At 72.1% G+C, this 17,433-nt stretch carries 15 protein-coding genes; 5 read left to right on the top strand and 10 right to left on the bottom strand.

Annotated features, from left to right (window positions below; translation table 11 throughout):
* Window positions 1-20: 20 nt before the first annotated feature.
* Window positions 21-956 carry a LysR family transcriptional regulator gene (locus ACFVGW_RS22610; protein WP_385853248.1) on the bottom strand — a complete coding sequence of 312 codons (936 nt, stop codon included), beginning with the start codon at window positions 954-956 and terminating at the stop codon, window positions 21-23.
* A 70-nt stretch (window positions 957-1,026) separates the two neighbouring features.
* Between ACFVGW_RS22610 and ACFVGW_RS22615 the strand changes: the two genes are divergently transcribed.
* Window positions 1,027-2,184 (top strand): TDT family transporter, encoded by a 1,158-nt coding sequence (locus ACFVGW_RS22615; RefSeq protein ID WP_385853249.1) that lies wholly within the window; start codon window positions 1,027-1,029, stop codon window positions 2,182-2,184.
* Here ACFVGW_RS22615 and ACFVGW_RS22620 read toward each other — a convergent pair.
* The 4 genes from ACFVGW_RS22620 to ACFVGW_RS22635 form a co-directional block, all read right to left on the bottom strand.
* The gene (locus ACFVGW_RS22620; protein WP_385853250.1) at window positions 2,111-2,842 is read right to left on the bottom strand and encodes a helical backbone metal receptor; all 732 of its coding nucleotides are present in this window, start codon (window positions 2,840-2,842) and stop codon (window positions 2,111-2,113) included. The genes ACFVGW_RS22615 and ACFVGW_RS22620 overlap by 74 nt on opposite strands.
* A complete protein-coding gene (locus ACFVGW_RS22625; RefSeq protein ID WP_352186440.1) occupies window positions 2,839-3,390 on the bottom strand; it encodes a cupin domain-containing protein in 552 nt (183 codons plus the stop codon). The genes ACFVGW_RS22620 and ACFVGW_RS22625 overlap by 4 nt, the downstream gene beginning before the upstream one ends.
* Before the next feature lie 159 nt (window positions 3,391-3,549).
* Window positions 3,550-5,355, bottom strand: a complete 1,806-nt coding sequence (locus tag ACFVGW_RS22630) for an ABC transporter permease/substrate binding protein (RefSeq protein ID WP_385853251.1) — start codon at window positions 5,353-5,355, stop codon at window positions 3,550-3,552.
* Window positions 5,348-6,421: a glycine betaine/L-proline ABC transporter ATP-binding protein gene (locus ACFVGW_RS22635; protein WP_385853252.1), complete on the bottom strand. Its 1,074-nt coding sequence runs from the start codon at window positions 6,419-6,421 to the stop codon at window positions 5,348-5,350. The genes ACFVGW_RS22630 and ACFVGW_RS22635 overlap by 8 nt, the downstream gene beginning before the upstream one ends.
* Window positions 6,422-6,694: 273 nt before the next feature.
* On the opposite strand from ACFVGW_RS22635, the gene ACFVGW_RS22640 reads away from it, so the two are divergent.
* Entirely contained in the window at window positions 6,695-7,600 is a 906-nt protein-coding gene (locus ACFVGW_RS22640; protein ID WP_385853282.1) for a 5'-3' exonuclease H3TH domain-containing protein, read from the top strand.
* A gap of 72 nt (window positions 7,601-7,672) precedes the next feature.
* The gene (locus ACFVGW_RS22645) at window positions 7,673-8,509 is read left to right on the top strand and encodes a siderophore-interacting protein (RefSeq protein WP_385853253.1); all 837 of its coding nucleotides are present in this window, start codon (window positions 7,673-7,675) and stop codon (window positions 8,507-8,509) included.
* Between the two features lie 97 nt (window positions 8,510-8,606).
* Here ACFVGW_RS22645 and ACFVGW_RS22650 read toward each other — a convergent pair whose 3' ends face one another.
* Entirely contained in the window at window positions 8,607-9,239 is a 633-nt protein-coding gene (locus ACFVGW_RS22650; protein ID WP_385853254.1) for a MerR family transcriptional regulator, read from the bottom strand.
* A gap of 114 nt (window positions 9,240-9,353) precedes the next feature.
* Here ACFVGW_RS22650 and ACFVGW_RS22655 point away from each other — a divergent pair, with 114 nt between their 5' ends.
* Window positions 9,354-10,325 carry a hypothetical protein gene (locus ACFVGW_RS22655; RefSeq protein ID WP_385853255.1) on the top strand — a complete coding sequence of 324 codons (972 nt, stop codon included), beginning with the start codon at window positions 9,354-9,356 and terminating at the stop codon, window positions 10,323-10,325.
* Complete coding sequence (locus ACFVGW_RS22660; RefSeq protein WP_385853256.1) at window positions 10,322-10,771, top strand: ABA4-like family protein; 450 nt, start codon at window positions 10,322-10,324, stop codon at window positions 10,769-10,771. Before ACFVGW_RS22655 ends, ACFVGW_RS22660 begins: the two co-directional genes overlap by 4 nt.
* Before the next feature lie 91 nt (window positions 10,772-10,862).
* On the opposite strand, the gene ACFVGW_RS22665 is transcribed toward ACFVGW_RS22660, so the two are convergent.
* From ACFVGW_RS22665 to ACFVGW_RS22680, 4 genes are all read right to left on the bottom strand, one after another.
* A complete protein-coding gene (locus ACFVGW_RS22665) occupies window positions 10,863-12,005 on the bottom strand; it encodes a winged helix DNA-binding domain-containing protein (RefSeq protein WP_385853257.1) in 1,143 nt (380 codons plus the stop codon).
* 19 nt (window positions 12,006-12,024) lie between these two features.
* Window positions 12,025-13,410: a cytochrome P450 gene (locus ACFVGW_RS22670; RefSeq protein WP_385853258.1), complete on the bottom strand. Its 1,386-nt coding sequence runs from the start codon at window positions 13,408-13,410 to the stop codon at window positions 12,025-12,027.
* Between the two features lie 206 nt (window positions 13,411-13,616).
* Window positions 13,617-16,445, bottom strand: a complete 2,829-nt coding sequence (locus ACFVGW_RS22675; protein ID WP_385853259.1) for a DEAD/DEAH box helicase — start codon at window positions 16,443-16,445, stop codon at window positions 13,617-13,619.
* Window positions 16,446-16,489: 44 nt separating this feature from the next.
* Window positions 16,490-17,404, bottom strand: a complete 915-nt coding sequence (locus ACFVGW_RS22680) for a diacylglycerol kinase (protein WP_385853260.1) — start codon at window positions 17,402-17,404, stop codon at window positions 16,490-16,492.
* Between the last annotated feature and the right edge of the window lie 29 nt (window positions 17,405-17,433).

Consider the following 17,433-nt stretch of genomic DNA (forward strand, 5'->3'; position numbering starts at 1 on the left):
CCCTCAACCCCTCGGCGCCCTCACCCCGTCGGCGTCGCCCTCGTCAGGGAGAGGAGGTCCCGGGCCGGGCCCGTGGGGCGGTGGCCCGTGGGCCAGACCGCGCGGAGGTCGCGGCGGAGCAGGACGCCCTCCACCGGGACCTCGACCAGGCGGCGGGACGCCAGTTCCTCCGCGATCGCGAGTTCGCTCAGCACGGCCGGCCCCGCCCCGCTGACCGCCGCCGCCTTCACGGCCGTCGTGGAGGCGAGTTCCAGCAGCGGCTGCGCGAGCCCGCCGTGCGCGGAGAGCGCGGAGTCGAGGACCTGCCGGGTCCCGGACCCCCGCTCGCGCAGGATCAGCGGAGTCGCGGCCAGCTCCCCCGGGTCGAGCGGCCGGCGACGGCGGGCCCACACATGGGACGGCGCGGCGACCACGACGAGCCGGTCGCGGGCGACGACCGCCCCGTCCAGGCCCTCGGGCACGGCGAGCCCCTCCACGAACCCCAGGTCCGCCTCGTCCGCGAGCAGCCGCTCGGCGACCGCCGCCGAGTTCCCCGCCATCAGCGACACCGCCGTGTCCGGCCGGTCCCCGCGCAGCGCGATCAGCCATCCCGGCAGCAGGTACTCGGCGATCGTCATCGACGCGGCCACCCGCAGCCGCGAGTCCCGCCGCCCCCGCAGCGCCTGCGCGCCCGCGTCGAAGGCCTCCGCCGCCTCGACGATCCGCCGGGCCCAGTCCGTGACCAGCGCCCCCGCGTCCGTGAGCCGTGAGCCGCGCGGCGAACGGTCCACCAGGGCGACCCCGAGCTGGCGTTCCATCGAGCGGATCCGGCTGCTCGCCGCGGGCTGGGTGATGCCCACCTCGCGGGCGGCCCTCCCCAGGCTGCCGTGGCGGGCGACGGCCAGGAGCAGTTCGAGCGCGCCGAGGTCGGGGACCCGGTGGGACAGGGGTACGGGCGCGCTCGGCTCACTGCTCATAAAGTCAGCTTATGACGTCATAGCGGCAAGATCCCTGGTCGGGCCCGCGCGACCGCGCGAATCTGGGGCCATGGCAACACTCGCACCTCTGCTTCCGGCCCCCCTCGCCACCACCCCCGGCGTACGGGCGGCCGCGGTCCGTCACCTCGGCCCCAACTGGTACGCCTCGGTGATGGGCACCGCCATCGTCGCCAACGCGGGAGCGACGCTCCCCGTGCACGTCCCCGGCCTGCGGACCGCCTGCACGGCCGTCTGGGCCCTCTCCGCCGCGATGCTCCTCACCCTGCTCACCGCCCGTGCCGCGCACTGGATCCACCACCGCGACCGGGCCAGGGAGCACCTGATGGACCCGGCCGTGGCCCCGTTCTACGGCTGTCTGGCGATGGCGCTGCTCGCGGTCGGCGCGGGTGCGCCGCTCGTCGGCCGGGACTGGATCGGTGTGTCCGCGGCCGTCGCCGTCGACGCGGTCCTGTTCACCGCGGGCACCGCGATCGGCCTGGCGGCCGCCATGGGGATCCCGTACCTGATGGTGGTGCACCACAGGATCGAGGGCGCCTCCCCCGTGTGGCTGCTGCCCGTCGTCGCTCCCATGGTCTCCGCGGCGGTCGGCCCGCTGCTCCTGCCGCACCTGCCCGCCGGGCAGCCCCAGCAGACGCTGCTGATCGCCTGCTACGCCATGTTCGGCATCAGTCTGCTCGCGACGCTCGTCATGCTGCCGCTGGTCTTCGGCCGCCTGGTGACCAGCGGTCCGCTGCCGCTCGCGCTCACCCCGACGCTCTTCCTGGTCCTCGGCCCGCTGGGCCAGTCGACCACCGCCGCGAACAAGTTCGCCGACGTCGCGCCGGGCGTGCTGCCCGCTCCGTACGCGCACGGCTTCGCCGCCTTCGCCGTCCTCTACGGGGTCCCCGTCATGGGCTTCGCCCTGCTGTGGCTGGCGCTCGCCGGCGCGATGGTGCTGCGGGCCCGCCGTCGCGGCATGGGGTTCGCGATGACCTGGTGGGCCTTCACCTTCCCGGTCGGCACCTGCGTGACGGGCGCCGAGGGACTCGCCCTGCACACCGGCCTCGCCGCGTACCGCTGGCTCGCGATCGCGCTGTACGTCTTCCTCGTCGCGGCCTGGCTGGTGGCCGGATTCCACACCCTGCGTGGGCTGTTCAGCGGTGCGCTGCTCGCAGCTCCCGGGCGAGGACCCGCGGAGCCTCGGCCAGTGACGGCCCGTACCAGGTGAGATGACGCCCGCTGACGAGTGCGGCGGCGGTCCCGGGGAACGCCTCGGGGCCGTCGTCGCGCGTGAAGCGGTACGGCTCGTCCGGCAGGACCACCAGGTCGGCGCCCACCGCCCGGAGGTCGTCGAGCGGGACGCGGGGGTAGCGCTCGGGGTGGGCCGCGTACACCTGCCGTATGCCGAGGCGGGCGAGCAGGTCGCCGGCGAAGGTGTCCCGGCCGAGGACCATCCAGGGCCGGCGCCAGATCGGCACGACGGCCGTCAGCGGCGGGCCGGGGGCGTCGACGGCCGCCCACGCCTCCTCCGCCTCGTCCAGCCAGCGCGGCCGCCCGGGGATGCCGCAGGCCAGCAGCACGCGGTCCAGCTCGCCGAACGCCTGGTCCAGGGTGCGGACCTCGGTGACCAGGACCTCGATCCCGGCGGCGCGCAGATCGGCCAGGTCGGGGGCGCGGTTCTCCTCCTCGTTGGCGATCACCAGGTCGGGGCGGAGCGCGATCACGGCCGCGACGTCGGGGTTCTTGGTGCCGCCGATCCGTACGACGTCGAGGTCCGACGGGTGGCTGCACCAGTCGGTGGCGCCGACGAGCAGACCGGGCGCGGTGACGGCGACGGCCTCGGTCAGCGAGGGGACGAGGGAGACGACACGGGCCGCCGGGCTCATGTGTCGTCGGCCTCGATGTGCTCGGCGACGGCGACGACGAGGAGGCGGGTGCCCGGCTCGGTGGCGCGCCAGCGGTGCCGTACGCCTCCGGAGAGGTAGAGCGTGTCGCCGCGTTCGAGCCGGTAGGCACGGCCTTCGGCCTCGACCTCCGCGGCGCCGTCGGCGACGAACAGCAACTCGTCGTTGCGGTGCTGGAATTCACGGCCCGCGTCCCGCTCACCGGTGAACTCCAGCGCGTGCAGCTGGTGCCGGCCGCGGACCAGGGAGCGCACTCCGGGGGGCATCGCGTGGGGGTGCTCGTCGGCTCGTACGACGTCGACGGTGCGGGCCGCCTCGGCCGCGGCGAGGAGGTCGGCGGCCGTGGTCTCCAGGGCGCCGGCGACGAGGGAGAGGGAGCGGTCGCTGGGGCGGGCCCGCTCGTTCTCGATCTGGCTGAGGAAGGGCACGGACAGTCCGCTGCGCTTGGCCACGACGGCCAGGGTCAGCTGGAGGGCCCTGCGGCGCTTCTTGACGGCCGCGCCCACGCGTGGTGAGTCCTTCTCGTCCACGTCCGCTCCCTCCCGTGTATCGGTGCCGCGTACTGGTCGGTTACCTGAACCTTACGCAGCTTTGGCACGGGGTTTCGCGTCGTGGCGAAAAGGGGTGGCCGCCGAACACGTTCGGCGACCACCCCTGTGCGGTCGGGAGCCGGAATGCCCGCTTCGGTCCTACTGCGGAGCCAGCTTCTCGGCGAGGCCGGGGGTCTTGTCCAGCCAGCCGCGGACGGCCTCCTGCTCCTTGCCCTTGCCGGTCTTCTGGATGGCGGCTTCGAGGTCCGTGAGCTGCTTCTCGGTGAGCTTGAAGTTCTTCAGCCAGGCACCGACCTCGGGGTTGTCGGCGGTGAAACCCTTCCGTGCGAGGGTGTGCACGCCGTCGCCCTTGCCCCAGGTCCCCTGGGGGTCCTTGAGCTTCTTCAGGTCGTACGTCGAGTAGGCCCAGTGCGGCGACCAGAGCGTCACGACGACCGGTTCCTTCTTGTCGTACGCGCGCTTCAGCTCGGCGAGCATGCCGGGAGTGGAACCGTCGACGACCTTGTACTCGCCCTTGAGGCCGTACGCGTCGAGGACCTTGTCCTTGAGGATGCCCATCATTCCGGCGCTCGGCTCGATGCCGACGATCCGGCCCTTGAACTGGCCGCTCTTGCCCTTGAGGTCGTCGAGCGAGTCGATGCCCTTCATGTAGGACGGGACGGACAGCTCCAGCGAGGTCGGGCCGTACCAGGAGCCGAGGTCCTCCAGCTTGTTCTGGTACTTCTCCCAGTACTGGGCGTGCGTGACCGGGAGCCAGGAGTCGGTCTCGAAGTCGATCTGGCCGCCCGCCATGCCGGTGTACAGCGCGCCGGCCTCCAGCTGCTTGGCGTCGACCTCGTAGCCGCGCCGTTCGAGCAGTTCCTTCCAGAGGAAGGTGGAGGCGATGCCCTCGTCCCACGGGATGTAGCCCATGGTGATCTTCTTGCCGTGGCCGATGTCCTTGCCGCCGGCCGTGGTCGACGCCGCGCCGCCGCCGAGGAAGCCCATGCCGCCCGCGACGAGCGCGAGGACGACCACGCCCACGAGCGCGGTGACGGGCTGCGGACGGTGGCCCCAGAGCTTCGCGCCGGCGCGCGCGGCGCTCACGGCCCGCGCCTTGGCGAGCGCCCGGCGGCCGAGCGGCGAGACCTGGCGGCCCAGCGCGCCGGTCATCCGGTCGAGGTACATGGCGAGGATGACGATGGAGATGCCGGCCTCGAAGCCGAGGCCGATGTCGACGTTGCCGATGGCGCGGTAGACCGCGCCGCCGAGCCCGCCGCCGCCGACCATGCCGGCGATGACGACCATGGACAGGCCGAGCATGATGACCTGGTTGATGCCGGCCATGATCGTGGGCAGGGCGAGCGGCAGCTGCACGCGCAGCAGCGTGTTGCGCGGGGTCGTGCCGAACGCCTCGGCCGCCTCGACGAGTTCGCCGTCGACCTGGCGGATGCCGAGTTCGGTCATCCGGACGCCGGGCGGCAGGGCGAAGACGATGGTGGCGATGATGCCGGGAACCACGCCGACGCCGAAGAAGATGATGCCGGGGATCAGGTAGACCATGGCGGGCATGGTCTGCATGAAGTCCAGGACCGGGCGCAGCACGGCGCTGACGGTCTTGGAACGGGCCGCCCAGATGCCGAGCGGTACGGCGATCACGAGGGTCACGAGGGTGGCGACGAGCACCAGCGAGAGGGTCGACATGGCGTCGTCCCACAGTTCGACGGAGTCGACGAGCGCGAAGCCCGCGAAGGCGAGCGCACCGGCGGTGAGCCCGCGCAGCCACCAGGCGACGACGGCGAGCATGCCGGCGAAGAGGAGGGGCTCGGGCGCCGAGAGGACCGCGTCGATCCCGTCGTAGAGACCGGTGACGACGGTGGTGATGGCGTCGAAGAGCCAGGAGAGCTGGACCTGGAGCCAGTCGACGGAGCTGTCGACCCACTGGCCGAGAGGGAGCCTAGGCATGGGTGGCCACCTCCTTCTCGCCGGTGGTGCAGGCAATGGGCGGGCGCTGCTCGTCCCCGATGAAGCCGATCAGACGGGACTGCGGTACGACTCCGAGGACGGTGCCGTCGGCGTCCTTGACGGCCACCGCGTGCGGGACGCGCGCGCTGACGGCGCACAGCTCGGCGACGGGCGTGTCGGGGCCGACGGTCTCGCAGTCGCAGCCGTCGGGCCGCGGGTGGTCGGGCTCGGTCATCACGGCGGCGGCCGTCAGGACGCGCGAGCGGTCGACGTCCTGGATGAAGGAGGCGACGTAGTCGTTGGCGGGACGGATCAGGATGTCCTCGGCGCTGCCGAGCTGGACGATCCGGCCGTCGCGCATCACCGCGATGCGGTCGCCGAGGCGCATGGCCTCGTTGAGGTCGTGGGTGATGAAGACGATGGTCTTCTTCAGCCGCTTCTGCAGTTCGAGGAGCTGGTCCTGCATGTCGCGGCGGATCAGCGGGTCGAGGGCGCTGAACGACTCGTCCATGAGGAGCAGGTCGGCGTCGGTGGCGAGCGCGCGGGCGAGGCCCACGCGCTGCTGCATGCCGCCGGAGAGCTCGTCGGGCCAGGACTTCTCCCAGCCGGCGAGTCCGCACAGCTCCAGGGCCTCGGCGGCCCGGGTCTCGCGCTCGGCGCGCGGGACGCCCTGGACCTCCAGGCCGTACGCGGCGTTCTCGAGGACGCTGCGGTGCGGGAAGAGGGCGAAGTGCTGGAAGACCATGCTGATCTTCGTGGACCGCACGGTGCGCAGATCGCGGGGGCTGAGCGCGGTGAGGTCCTTGCCGTCGAACAGCACGCGGCCCGCGGTGGGCTCCAGCAGGCCGTTGAGCATGCGCAGGAGGGTGGACTTGCCGGATCCGGACAGACCCATCACCACGAAGATCTGACCGGGGTCGACGACGAACGACGCGTCGATCACCGCCGCGGTCGTGCCGTCGGCGCGGAGCTCGTCGCGGTCCGCGCCGTTCGCGAGCTTCCGCACGGCTTCGTCGGGTCGTCTGCCGAACACCTTGTACAGGTGATCGGCCTGGAGCCTGGACACATATACCTCACGCGTCGAAACGAGAAAACGGCCGGCCGCCCCCGCGGCCGGGCCGTGGAGCGGGGCGGTTTCGGCCCGCGACTCCCGTGACGTCCGGCGATGCGCATGCGAACCGCCGGACCGGGTCCGCTCCGGGCCCGCGCCTGCCCTGGGCTTCACACCGCAAACGCGAAGGTGACGGGGGTCACTGGAGACGGCGCCCGGGGGCGGCCGCTCGTCGCGGGGGCCGCTGTCGGTGGGGTGCGGCATGATCGGGGTGTGACCCGACGCCTGATGCTCCTCGACACCGCCTCCCTGTACTTCCGCGCGTACTTCGGCGTGCCGGACTCGGTCCGGGCTCCGGACGGCACGCCCGTCAACGCCGTACGCGGCCTCCTCGACTTCATCACCCGGCTCGTCCAGGACCACCACCCCGACGACCTCGTCGCCTGCATGGACGCCGACTGGCGCCCGCAGTGGCGGGTGGACCTGATCCCGTCGTACAAGGCGCACCGGGTCGCCGTGGTGACGGAGACCGGGCCGGACGAGGAGGAGGTCCCGGACACGCTGGCCCCGCAGGTTCCGGTGATCGAGGCCGTGCTCGACGCTCTCGGCATCGCCCGGGTCGGGGTCGCGGGGTACGAGGCGGACGACGTCATCGGGACGCTGGCCGGGCAGGCGAAGGGGCCGGTGGACATCGTCACGGGCGACCGGGACCTCTTCCAGCTGGTGGACGACGAGCGGGGCGTGCGCGTGCTGTATCCGCGCAAGGGTGTCGGCGACTGCGATCTGGTCGACGGCGAGATGATCCGTACGAAGTACGGGGTGCGGGCGGACCAGTACGCCGACTTCGCGGCGCTGCGCGGCGACGCGAGCGACGGACTGCCCGGGGTGAAGGGCATCGGCGAGAAGACGGCCGCGCAGCTGATCACGGAGTACGGCGATCTGGCGGGCGTGCGCACGGCGGCCGTGGACCGTACGTCGAAGCTGACCCCGGCCAAGCGGCGCGGGATCGTGGAGGCGGCGGCCTATCTGGACGTGGCCCCGACGGTGGTCCGGGTGGCCGGGGACGTCCCGCTGCCGGAGTTCGACCCGGCCCTGCCGGCGTCGCCTCGCGACCCCGAGGCGGTGGCGGAGCTGGTGACCCGGTGGGGGCTCGGCGGGGCGGTCGGGCGGCTGCTTCCCGTACTGGCGCGCTGAGCGCGGTGGGCCGACGGCGACCCGGGATGCTAGCTTAGGTATACCTAAGTTCGCCGAGTCAGGGAGACCGTCGTGGCAGAGCAGCCCGCGCGCAAGGCACCGCAGGCCCACGAGGCGCGGGTGGTGCGCACGGAGCGGATCACTCCGCACATGGTGCGGGTCGTGCTGGGCGGAGAGGGCCTGGAGGCCTTCACCGTGGGCGAGTACACCGACCACTACGTGAAGCTGCTCTTCGCTCCGGAGGGCGTCAGCTATCCGGAGCCGTTCGACATGGAGCGGATCCGCGCGGAGTTCCCGCGGGAGCAGTGGCCCACCACGCGGACGTACACGGTACGGAGCTGGGACCCGGTCCACCGCGAGCTGACCGTCGACTTCGTGGTCCACGGCGACGAGGGCCTGGCCGGACCGTGGGCCGCGCGGGCGGTGGCGGGCGAGACGATCCGCTTCCTGGGCCCGGGCGGCGGCTACACGCCGGACACCGAGGCGGACTGGCATCTGCTGGTGGGCGACGAGAGTGCGCTGCCGGCGATCGCTGTGGCCCTGGAGCGGCTTCCGGAGGGCTCCACGGTCCACGCGTTCCTGGAGGTCGCGGACGCGTCGGAGGAGCAGAAGTTCGCGACGGCGGGCGGCGTCGAGGTGACCTGGCTGCACCGGGGCGACCGTCCGACGGGAGCGGCCCTGCTGGAGGCGGTCCGCTCGCTGGAGTTCCCGGCGGGCGACGTCCACGCCTTCGTCCACGGCGAGGCCGGCTTCGTGAAGGAGCTCCGCCGCCATCTGCGCATGGACCGCCAGGTCGCACGTGAGCGTCTGTCGATCTCGGGCTACTGGCGCCTGGGCAAGACGGACGAGGCGTGGCGCGCGATCAAGCGCGAGTGGAACGACCAGGTGGAACGCGAGCAGGAGAACTAGCCGCCAGGGCGGCGGGGAGGCCATCGGCGCGCTGCCCCGCCCCTCCCTTGGCGTCGGTGCCGGGCGCCGAAGCGCCCGGCACCTTCACGGTGTTCGCTCACCCACCCGCGCCGAAGACCTTTCCCGACGCGTCCACGTGCGCCAGCCTCCGCAGCGCCGCGAACATCGCGTCGCCCAGCACCGTCCCCACCACGACGCTCTCCACGAGCTCCTCCCGCTCCACGTTGCCCGCGACGTACTCCAGGTCCGCCCGGGCCACCTGCTCCGCCGCCTCCGCGTACGTGTCGAGCACCTGGGCGAAGCCTCCGTGCCCGACCTCCGTCAGCGCCGCCAGGGCGACCGCGAGCGCCTCCGCCGCCGGACTCTCCGGGGACGTGCTCCAACCGCGCCGGGCGATCAGTTCGGCGACCGTCTTCCGGGCCACGACGACGCCTTCGCCCGGCTCCTCCGTGTAGCGCGGCACGACGCGGTCGGCCGCCGCGCCCAGCATCTTGTGCACGGGCCGTTCCCGGTCCTCGATCGCCGCGAGCACCTCACGGATCCCGGCGATCGACAGTCCGCCGACATCCAGAAGCGCCCGGATCAGGCGAAGGCGCCGCTCGTGCGTCTCGTCGTACGAGGCCTGGTTCGGGCTCGTCAACTCCCCGGCCGGCAGCAGCCCTTCCCGTAGGTAGTACTTGATCGTCGGTACCGACACCCCGGTACGGCGACTCAACTCTCCGATGCGCACCTGCGTTCACCTTTCCCGTTTCGCTCCGGACTTGCCGAGCGACCCCTCCATCCTAGATAGTGGCGCTATCAGATAGCAGCGAGTATTGCTATCCGTATCCAACGGGGGTAGCCCATGTCCTCTTCCTTGTCCTTCCCGCGTGTACGCGAGCTCCACCGGCCGCTGGTCTGGTTCTCCGCGTCCATGGCGTTACTCGCCGCGGTCGCCTTCGGCGGCGTGCTCTTCGACGACCGGATCCTGGTCGGCGTGCCGATCTGGACGAAGCCGTTCAAGTTCGCGGTGTCGTTCGTCGCGTACTGCATGACGCTCGCCTGGATGCTCACCCTGCTCCCCCGCGGCCGTCGGGTCGGCTGGTGGGCGGGAACGGCGGTGGCCGTGACGAGTCTGATCGAGATGGTACTGATCACGATGCAGGCGATCCGCGGCCGGCAGAGCCACTTCAACCACGAGACGTCCTTCGACTCCGCCGTCTTCCAGGTCATGGGCGCCACCGTCGCCCTTCTGTGGCTGGCCGCGCTGGTCATCGCGGTCCTGCTGCTGCGCGCCCGGATCCTGGACCGCGCCACCGCCTGGTCCGTACGCCTCGCCTCCCTGATCGCCCTGGTGGGCGCCGCGATCGGGTTCGTCATGACGCAGCCCACGCCCGAACAGCTCGCGGTCGGGGACGACGCGGGGATCGTGGGCGCGCACAGCGTCGGCGTCCCGGACGGCGGCCCCTCGATGGCCCTGACCGGCTGGTCCACGACGGGCGGCGATCTGCGCATCGCCCACTTCTTCGGCATGCACGCCCTGCAGGTGATCCCGCTCGTGCTGCTCCTGCTCGTCACGCTCGCCCCGCGATACGCGCGGCTGCGCGACGAACGGGTACGCCTGCGGCTGACGTTCGTGGCCTCGGGGACGTACGCGGCGCTCTTCGCCCTCGTCACCTGGCAGGCGTTGCGCGGTCAAGCGCTGCTCGACCCGGACGGCGTCGCCCTCGCGACGGCCGGCGCCATCGCGCTCCTCGGCGCGGGGGCCACGTGGGCCGCCCTGCGCACCCCGAACCACACCGTCACCGCCCCGACCGCCAAGGAGTTCGTCTCGTGACCGGCTTCCTCTTCGACCTCAGCTTCTACCTCGCCGCCCCCGTCTGGCTGCTCATGATCTTCGCGCCACGGTGGCGCTGGACCGAGCGGATCGCGGCCTCGCCGCTGACCGTCGTACCGATCCTCGCGGTGTATCTCGCCCTGGCGCTCCCCGTCTTCCCCGAGCTGTGGGCAGCGGTCAGCAGCCCGGACCTCGACCGCTTCCGCGAACTCACCGCCCTGGCGAACGGGGCCGCGGCGGTCTGGGCCCAGGTCATCGCCTGGGACCTGCTGGTGGGCCAGTGGATGTACCGGGAGGCCCGCCTGCGGGGCATCTCGCCCCTGGTGATGGGCCCGCTGCTGGTCCTGACGATCCTGCTCTCCCCCTTCGGAGTGCTCGTGTTCCTGGCCCTGCGAGCGGCCAAGAGGAAGCCCACACCCCCCGTCCCGACCCCCCACCCCGCCTGACCCACCCACACCGACGCCCAGGGCCCGGAGGGCTGAGCCCAGGCAGGGCCAGACCGCCCCGGTCCCCGTACCCGGTGACCGGGGCCGCGTCTCACGTGCCCGGCAGGAGCCGTCTCTCGGCTGCCGGCAGTTTGCTCCACCAGTGGGCGTAGCGGCTGTAGACCCGTGGTTCGCGCGGGGCGAGGAACGCCGTCAACGAGCGGGCCTCCGCGGCGAGTTCCTCCCAGTCCTCGTCCGCGAGGCCGTGGAACGCGGTCGCCTCGATGCCTTCCTCCGTCGGGCGCCACACCCCGGCGACCTGTCCGTCGACGAGCAGGGTCGGCAACACGTCTCCGTTCCTGCGGATGACCACCGGCCGGTAGTCGGGTGGGATGACCCGGCTGCGGTCGGCGTAGGCCAGCAGCGTGCTGTCCCACATCGCCATCAGCCGCGGTGGGGCGGGCGTGTCCTCGTCCGGGCAGGGCGCGTCCGGCACGTCGAACAGCTCTTCTCCGGCCGGCCCCTCCCGCCGTACCAGTGCGTCGCCCAGCGTCGTCAGCGCCCTTCTGACCCTGGCCCGCTGGACCATGGCGAACTGCGCCATGTCCGCCGCGGACGCGGGCCCGAACCCTTCGAGGTAGCGCAGGAGCAGCGTCCCGAGCGCGGCGTCCGACTCCTCCGGCGTCGGAGGCTTCGGCGGGTCCGGGGGTGCGATGTACGACGGCCGCTCCCCGAACGACCACGGTGGCGCGGTGGGTGCGTGCAGCAGCGGGGTGTACTGCCGCAGCCCCCACCAGGCCCCGGACTTCGGCGCCGTCCCCACCCGTTGCTCCAGCCAGGCCTCGTACTCCGCGTTCGTCCGGGGCCGGTCCGCGAAGGCCAGCAGCTCGGGGACGAGCATGTCGGCGTCGGCCGGGGTCAGACCCGACACGGTGAAGCGGTCACCGAGCCTCGACGCCCTCAGCACGGGGTGCAGGGCCGTACGGAAGGCCCGGTAGTCGTCGGCGTGGACGGCATGCAGGGTGATCCGCATGAGCGTCGTCTTGACCACCGACCCGTGAGTGAAGGCGTCGTCGAGTCCGGACGGGTCGAACCCGGCGATCCTGTTCCACAGGGCGAGGTACGGCGAAGCCGGCTGCTGGGCCTGGAGCGCTACCACCCGCCGTACCGCGTCGACGGCACTGATGTCCTCCCTGCGGAGCAGCAACTGCCGTGCGAGAGTGGACCGGTTGAGCCCCCGGGCACTGATCTTCATACGGAGATCATCCCGCACCTCACGGACGGCGCGCGCGGACCGTGGCGAGGACCTCCCGGTCGGGCTGGAGGGTCAGGCTCGGCACGGGGCGTATCTCGCCGGGGTCGAGGTCGAGCCGGAACCGGCGGCCGAGGACGGCGAGGATGAGGACCGCCTCGACCATCGCGAACCGCGTCCCGAGGCACGCCCGGGGCCCACCGCCGAACGGGAACCACGCGTACTCCGGTATGTCCTCGCCGGCCTCGCCCTCCGCCGTCCCCCAGCGCTCCGGGCGGAACTCCTCCGGGTCGTTGAACCAGCGCCCGTCCCGGTGCGTGGCCCACTGACTGCTCCACACCCGCGTCCCGGGAGCTATCGGCATCCCGCCGAGCTGCGCGCCTTCCCTGGCCACACCGGTCAGGAGCCAGATCGTCGGGTAGAGCCGGAGCGTCTCCTTCACGACAGCCTGCGCGTACGTCAGCTGTGCGTAGTCGTCGAAGCCCGGCTCCCGGTCGCCGAGGACGCGGTCCAGCTCCTCCCCGAGCGCTTCCCTCACCCGGGGGTTGCGGGAGAGCAGGTGCCAGGCCCAGACGAGGGTGGAGCTGGTGGTCTCGTGTCCGCCGATGTAGAGCGTGACGGTCTCGTCGCGGATCTCCTGGTCGGAGAGGTGCGCGCCGGTCTCGTCCTGGGCGGCGAGGAGCCTGCTGAGCAGATCGGGCCGCTCCCCCTCGCCGTCGCGGTGACGGGCGACGACCCGGGCGACCTCGGCGTCGATGACCGCGGTCGCGCGCTTGATGCGCGCCCGTCCCGGTGTGGGCACCCAGTCGGGCAGCAGGGCTCCGATGCCGCTGAATTCGGCGCCGATCTCCTTCTGGGCGACGTCCATGGCACGGCCGATGGACTCCGCGTCGGCGGCGGTGTCCACGCCGAAGATGGTGCGGACGGCGATCAGTTGGGTGAGGGCGGCCATCTCCTTCTTGATGTCGATGTGCTGTCCGTCGCTCCACCGGTCGGCCAGGTCGACGGCGCACTCGGCCATCGTGGCGGCGTAGGAGCGGACCTGCTTGGGCCGGACGGAGGGCTGGACGAGGGAGCGCTTGCGGCGCCAGTCGGCGCCCTTGGCGACCACGACTCCGTTCCCCAGCAGCGTGCGGAAGGCTATGCCGAGGTCGGGCTGGTCGAAGGTGCTCTCGATCCGGGTGAGGAGTTCACCGATGGTGTCGGGGTGCGCGATGAAGAGCGCGGGGCCGCGTCCGAAGCGCCACCGGACGACGTCACCGCGCTCGCGCAGTCGCTCGAAGAAGGCGAGCGGGTCCTTGCCGAACTCCGGAAGGTTTCCGAGCAGCGGTACACCTCGTGGCCCCGGCACGATCGTGTGTCCGTCGGCCGTCTCCTCGACGGCGGCCGAACCGGCTTGCGTGGTCACGTGCGTCCCCTCCCAGCGGTGTTCCCCGGTGTGTGCGTCCATGCAATCGGAGAGGGCTGACACTCCGCCACCCCTGTGGACAACGACCTGTGGACAACCCGGCCCCACCCCACCCGGACGACGTACCGCACCATCGGCGAAGAAGCACGCCGAGGGGCCCGTGGCGTCAACCACGGGCCCCTACAGGCGAGTTCGCGAGCGAGGCGTCAGCCCACCGAGCTGTACGCCACGACTCCCCTCAGCAGCGACTCCACCGCCTTGCGCGCGTTCTTGGCGACGGTGCTGTTCTCCTTCGGCGCCGCGGCCGCGATCTGGCCCAGGACGTCGATGACCTGCTTGCACCAGCGCACGAAGTCGCCGGCGGGCATCTCCGCCTCCCGAAGGACTTCGTCGAGACCCTTGTCGGACGCCCACTGGTAGGCGGCCCAGGCGAAGCCGAGGTCGGGCTCGCGCTGCCCCACCCCTTCCGCCTGGTTGATCTTGAACTCTTCCTCCAGGGCGTCGAGACGGCCCCAGATCCGCACCATCTCGCCGAGCGCGGCCTTGGCCTTCCCTGCGGGCACCTTCGGCGCCACGGCGTCGTCGGACTGACGTGCCTCGTACACCAACGCCGAGACGCACGCGGCCAGTTCGGGCGAGGTCAGCCCCTCCCACACCCCGTCACGCAGGCATTCGCTCGCCAGCAGGTCGAGCTCGCCGTAGAGCCGGGCGAGCCGCTTGCCGTTGCCGGTGACCTCGTCGCCGCGCAGATAGTCGAGCTCGGTGAGGAGCGCGACGATCCGGTCGAAGGTGCGGGCGATCGTGTTCGTCCGGCCTTCGATGCGCCGTTCCAGCTGCCGGGTGTCACGCTGCAGCCGGTGGTAGCGCTCGGCCCAACGGGCGTGGTCCTCACGCTCGTCACAGCCGTGGCAGGGGTGCGCGCGCAGCTCGGTACGGAGCCGGCTGATCTCGCGGTCGTCCGCCGCGGCGGCACGCTGCCTGTGGTGCCGCTCGGGGTTCAGATGGCCCGCCTTGGTGCGCAGCGCGGAGGCGAGGTCCCTGCGGGACTGCGGGGAGCGCGGGTTGAAGGACTTGGGAATCCTCATGCGCTCCATGGCCTCGACCGGCACCGGGAAGTCGATCGATCCGAGGCGCTTGACCTGCCGTTCGGCCGTGAGCACGAGCGGGCGGGGCCCGTCGTGGGACTCGAAGCCGCGGTGGCCGTTGGTCCGCCCCGCCGGGATCCCCGGGTCGAGCACGAGGGCGAGTCCGGCGAACTTGCCCGTGGGCACGTGGATGACGTCGCCCGGCTTCAGCTTCTCCAGGGAGGCGGCGGCCGCCGCACGCCGCTGCGCGACGCCCTGCTTGGCCAGTTCGGTCTCACGGTCCTTCAGGTCGCGGCGCAGTCGCGCGTACTCCTCGAAGTCCCCGAGGTGGCAGGTCATGCCCTCCCGGTAGCCCTCCAGGCCCTCTTCGTTCTTCTGGACCTGACGGGAGATGCCGACGACGGACCGGTCCGCCTGGAACTGTGCGAACGAGGTCTCCAGGAGCTCTCGCGAGCGGTGGGCGCCGAACTGGTCGACCAGGTTGACGGCCATGTTGTACGACGGCTTGAAGCTGGAGCGGAGCGGGTACGTACGCGTGCCCGCGAGTCCGGCGAGGTGACCCGGGTCGAGACCGCGCTGCCAGAGGACCACGGCGTGGCCCTCGACGTCGATGCCGCGCCGCCCGGCGCGTCCGGTGAGCTGGGTGTACTCGCCGGGGGTGATGTCGGCGTGCTGCTCGCCGTTCCACTTGACGAGCTTCTCCAGGACCACGGACCGGGCGGGCATGTTGATGCCCAGGGCGAGCGTCTCGGTCGCGAAGACCGCCTTGACCAGTCCGCGGACGAACAGCTCCTCCACGACCTCCTTGAACGTGGGCAGCATGCCGGCGTGGTGCGCGGCGATGCCGCGCTCCAGGGCTTCCAGCCACTCGTAGTACCCGAGGACGTGCAGGTCCTCGGACGGGATGGCGGCCGTGCGCTCCTCGACGATCTCGCGGACCCGCTGACGCGCCTCGTCGTTGTTGAGCCGCAGTCCCGCGTAGAGGCACTGCTGGACGGCGGCCTCGCAGCCGGCCCGGCTGAAGATGAAGGTGATCGCGGGCAGGAGCCCTTCGGCGTCGAGACGGTCGATGACCTCGGGCCGTCCGGGCGTCCAGATGCGGGAGCGCTGACGGCGCTCGCGCTCGCGGTCGGCCTCGCGGACCATCTTGCCGCGGCGCCGCTCACGCGGGTTGTACGTACGGGAGTTCTCGGTGCGGGCCAGGCGCAGCAGGTCGGGGTTGACCTCGCGGCGGGCCGCGCCGCGGCCGCCGTGGTCGGTCTCCTCCTCGAAGAGGTCGTACATCCGGCGGCCGGCCAGGACGTGCTGCCAGAGCGGCACGGGGCGGCTCTCGGAGACGATGACCTCGGTGTCGCCCCGGACGGTGTCGAGCCAGTCGCCGAACTCCTCGGCGTTGGAGACGGTCGCGGAGAGTGACACCAGTGTGACCGACTCGGGGAGGTGGATGATCACTTCCTCCCAGACGGCGCCGCGGAAGCGGTCCGAGAGGTAGTGCACCTCGTCCATGACCACGTACCCGAGGCCGCTGAGCGCCTGGGACCCCGCGTACAGCATGTTACGGAGGACCTCGGTGGTCATGACGATGATCGGGGCGTCCCCGTTGACACTGTTGTCGCCGGTGAGGAGGCCGACCTTGCCCGGGCCGTACCGCTTCACGAGGTCGGCGTACTTCTGGTTCGACAGCGCCTTGATCGGTGTCGTGTAGAAGCACTTGCGCCCTTGGAGCAGGGCGAGGTGGACGGCGAACTCGCCGACGATGGTCTTGCCGGAGCCCGTGGGCGCGGCGACGAGCACGCCTTTGCCCGCTTCGAGGGCCTGGCAGGCCTCGATCTGGAAGGGGTCCAGACCGAACTCGTACATCTCGCGGAAGGGGGCGAGCGCCGTGGCCTGCTCGGCGTTGCGGGCCCGGGCAGCTGCGTAGGCTTCGGCTGGTGTGAGGTCCTCTGTCATCTTGCTGTCGAGCCTACCCGCCACCTCTGACAGTGACGCGATCTTTAATGAGGGACCGGAGACCCGGCCGGAGGCGCCAGGACCCGCAGCGCTCCGGGCACGCACTCGGCGGTCAGCGGAAGCGGTCCGAGCGGCTCTCCGTCGGCGTAGCCGGTGACTCCAGGCGCGTCGAGGGTCAGCGAGCGGACGCGGTGGACGGTGACCGCGGGGTGGTCGAGGTGGGTGCCCCGGTAGACCCGGGGGAAGACCTTGATCAGCGTCGTACGGCTGCAGTCGCCGACGACGGTGACGTCGAAGAGGCCGTCGTCCAGGCTCGCCCCGGCGCAGATCCGCATGCCGCCGCCGTACGAGGTGCCGTTGCCGACGGCCACGAGCGTGGCGTCGACCTGGCGCTCGGTGCCGTCGCCGAAGGTGAGGCGGTACGGGACAGGCCGGAAGGCGGCGAGCTCGGCGATCATCGCGAGGTCGTACCTGAAGCGGCCGACGGGCAGCCGCATGCGGTTGCCGCGGTCGTTGACCCGGGAGTCGAAGCCGGAGGCGAGGACGGTGCCGAACCACCGGTCGCCGACCCTGCCGAGGTCGATGTCGCGCCCGCCGCCGCCCTGGAGCAGCTCGGCGGCGAGCCGGCCCGCGGCCGCCGGTTCGCGCAGGGGCAGGCCGAGGGCGCGGGCGAAGTCGTTTCCGGTGCCGACGGCGACCACGCCGAGCGGGGTGCGGGTGCCGGCCACGGCCTGCAGGGCGAGGGAGACCATGCCGTCGCCGCCGACGGCGACGAGCGCGCCGGTTCCGCCCTCGACGGCCTCACGGGCGCGCCGCAAAGCGTCGTCGGCGTCGGCGCCGAGGAGGGTGCGGACGGTGAATCCGGCGTCCTCGAAGGCGCGAGCGGCCGGTCGCGCGGCGTGCGCGCCCCGGCCGCGGCCCGCGGCGGGGTTGACGAACAGGGCGATCTCGCGGGTCATGGGCGTCCCCCCGGACGGAGCTGGGGGCA

This window comes from Streptomyces sp. NPDC127129 (assembly GCF_042671585.1).
Classification (GTDB): Bacteria; Actinomycetota; Actinomycetes; order Streptomycetales; family Streptomycetaceae; genus Streptomyces.